Source organism: Actinomadura sp. NPDC048021 (genome assembly GCF_040653135.1).
Taxonomy (GTDB): domain Bacteria; phylum Actinomycetota; class Actinomycetes; order Streptosporangiales; family Streptosporangiaceae; genus Spirillospora; species Spirillospora verrucosospora.
The window spans coordinates 1-2,828 of the sequence record NZ_JBEZJQ010000057.1 but is presented as its reverse complement, the minus strand read 5'-3'; the positions used below and the strand labels follow the sequence as shown (position 1 = coordinate 2,828).

Annotated in this window: 3 protein-coding genes and 1 pseudogene; 2 read left to right on the top strand and 2 right to left on the bottom strand. The window is 70.7% G+C overall.

Annotation, left to right across the window (positions count from 1 at the left end; genetic code table 11):
- Nucleotides 1-659, top strand: a pseudogene (locus AB0C87_RS42790) (alpha-1,4-glucan--maltose-1-phosphate maltosyltransferase); the annotation flags it as partial.
- Here AB0C87_RS42790 and AB0C87_RS42785 read toward each other — a convergent pair.
- The gene (locus AB0C87_RS42785) at nt 637-1,485 is read right to left on the bottom strand and encodes an STAS domain-containing protein (RefSeq protein WP_360582295.1); all 849 of its coding nucleotides are present in this window, start codon (nt 1,483-1,485) and stop codon (nt 637-639) included. The pseudogene AB0C87_RS42790 and the gene AB0C87_RS42785 overlap by 23 nt on opposite strands.
- A gap of 3 nt (nt 1,486-1,488) precedes the next feature.
- Nucleotides 1,489-1,755 (bottom strand): hypothetical protein, encoded by a 267-nt coding sequence (locus AB0C87_RS42780; protein ID WP_345187862.1) that lies wholly within the window; start codon nt 1,753-1,755, stop codon nt 1,489-1,491.
- Nucleotides 1,756-2,283: 528 nt separating this feature from the next.
- Here AB0C87_RS42780 and AB0C87_RS42775 point away from each other — a divergent pair.
- On the top strand, nt 2,284-2,828 hold a 545-nt coding region (locus tag AB0C87_RS42775; protein WP_353835953.1), incomplete at its 3' end, for an alpha-amylase family glycosyl hydrolase.

Sequence of the window (2,828 nt, the reverse complement as noted above, 5' to 3'; positions counted from 1 at the left end):
CCGCCTACATGCGCCCCAACTTCTTCACCAACACCCCCGACATCCTCAACGAATACCTCCAGCACGGCGGCCGCCCCGCCTTCGAAATCCGCGCCGTCCTGGCCGCCCTGCTCTCCCCCGCCTGGGGCATCTACTCCGGCTACGAACTCTGCGAGAACACCCCCGTCCGCCCCGGCAGCGAGGAATACCGCGACTCAGAGAAATACCAGTACCGGCCCCGCGACTGGGAAACCGCCGACCGCACCGACACCACCATCGCCCCCCTCATCACCACCCTCAACACACTCCGCAACACCCACCCCGCCCTCCAGCAACTCCGCAACCTGCACTTCCACCACATCGACCAACCCGAACTCCTCGCCTTCTCCAAACACCACCTCGACGACATCGTCCTGACCATCGTCAACCTCAACCCCCACCAACCCCGCGAAGCCACCGTCCACCTCGACCTCCCCGCCCTCGGACTCCCCGACGACCCCGACCAACCCCACACCGTCACCGACCAACTCGACGGCACCACCTACACATGGCGCGGATCGAACTACGTCCGCCTCGACCCGCACACCAAGCCCGCACACGTCTTCACGTTCGAAAAGAACGGACGTGCGCGGGCCGGTGGCGGGCAGGGCGGCGGGGCTAGCCGGAGCCGGCGCCGCTGAGCACGCGGTCCTCGATGGACCGGCAGCCGGTGAACACCGAGCCGAGGCCCTCGCGGTCGACGATCTCGCGGAGCTTGGCCGGCATCGCCGGCAGCGCCAGGCAGCCGCCCTCGGCGGCGACGCGCCAGCGGATGCCGAGCAGGATCGGCAGCGGGTCGCAGCGCACGCCGAGCCGGTCGTGCATCCGCACCATCAGGTGCCGCAGGTCGCCCTCGACCAGCGTGGTCAGCGTCTCCCCGAGCCGCGGCACGGTCACCTCGTCCAGCACCCCCGACAGGTGGACGACGGTGTGGTCGCCGTCGCCGGCCTCCGTCGTGGTGATCTTCAGTTCGGACGGCGCGGGCGGCGTCGGGGTGAGGCCGGCGTCCCCCGGATGCAGCGCGCGGATCGCGTCGAGCACGTGCGTGGTGTCGACCTCCCCCGGCGCCGACTCCGGCGCGGGCGCGGCCGTCGCCGACCCGACGTCGGCGAACACCGGGACGAGCCGGTCCAGCCCGGTGAGGCGCAGCGCCCGCCGGACGTGCGCCGACAGGGCCGGCACCACGGCCCGCAGCGGGCAGCCGAGCAACTGCGCCCGCGTCTCGGCCCGCGCCATCAGCACGAGCCCGGCCGCGTCCAGCAGGACCGCGTCACCGAAGTCGACCACGACCCCGCCGCGCCGCACGCCCCGCCTGCCGGGCGCGCCCGCGCAGGCGAGCGTCAGCGCCTTGCTCACCTCCTCCCGGATCCCCGCGTAGTTCTGCCAACTGATCTGCGCCGGCAGGCTGAGCACGATGAACCCTCGCCGGGTCTCGGTGCTCAGGCCCGGCACCGCCGTGTCCTTCATCTGTCACGTTCCGATCGGAGTGCGGGCCGCCGCGCGGGCGGGCCGGTGCGAGGCGGTCAGGTGGCCGGGCGGTCGGGACCCCGGCCGCTCGTCCGGGTAGGGCGGGCGGCCGCCCCGCACGACGCCCGTGAGCCGGGACGCCGCGAGGCGCTCGATGGTCCGTTCCTCGGGCCGCACCCCCAGATGGGCGCAGCAGCACCACAGGTCGTCCACGCAGCGCCGCACGCGCTCCACCGGAATGTCGGCGAAACGGACGCGCAGCCGTGCCACGAGGTCATCCCGCGTCGGTACGACCGATGGCGACTTCTCCCAGCGCTCCACTGTCCCTCCGATCGCTTCTGGACGGGCGAATTCCGTCCGAACTGAGCAGAACCCGCCGAACTGACGGGTTCTGAGGTTGGAAATGACCTACCCGAGGGTTGCGACAGAAAAAGCGACGAACCTAAAAACACGGACATGACACAACCTCAGCGCGGCAAGTATTCACGGCGCCGGAAGCCACGCACCTTGCCGGGAATCGCCGTTTTTTTGCGCTGCTTTTCCGCGCGCTGCCCGGCCGCGACCGGGCGATGACCTTCCCGGCGGGCGGCCGCGCGCCCGGACGTCCCGCGAATCCGGGCGATCTACCCCGGTCATGGGCGCGCTCGCACGGCGGGGCGGCGCCGCCGGGCTCCGAAACCGGACACGCGGTCACGGACCGTACTGAAGCTTTTACGGATGGTTGCCTGTCGCGCACGCACCTGGCCGGGCCGGAGGGAATTGCTGATCTAGATGTCTCCAACAGACCCGGGGTGACCCATGGACGGCCAGCCGAAGAACTTCACCCGCAGCACCCGACCGGACCGGGGCGGCGACGGGCTCACCTCACCGGGAACCGGGGACGTGCCCGTGGAGGACGCCCCCCGCCCGGCCGCGGGACCGGCCGCCGGCCCCATCCCCGACCCGTTCGACGAGGACACCCCGCGCACGCCGGACTGGTTCAAGACGGCGGTGTTCTACGAGGTGTCGGTCCGGGGTTTCGCCGATTCCAACAACGACGGGTACGGCGACCTGCGCGGGCTGATCTCCAAGCTGGACCATCTGCAATGGCTCGGCGTGGACTGCCTGTGGCTGCTGCCCATCTACCAGTCGCCGCTCAAGGACGGCGGCTACGACATCGCCAACTACACCAGCATCCTCCCCGACTTCGGGGAACTCGGAGACTTCGTCGAGCTGATCGAGCAGGCGCACGCGCGGGGCATCCGGGTGATCGCGGATCTGGTGATGAACCACACCTCCGACCAGCACCCCTGGTTCCAGGCGTCGCGGACCGATCCCGACGGGCCGTTCGGGGACTTCTACAT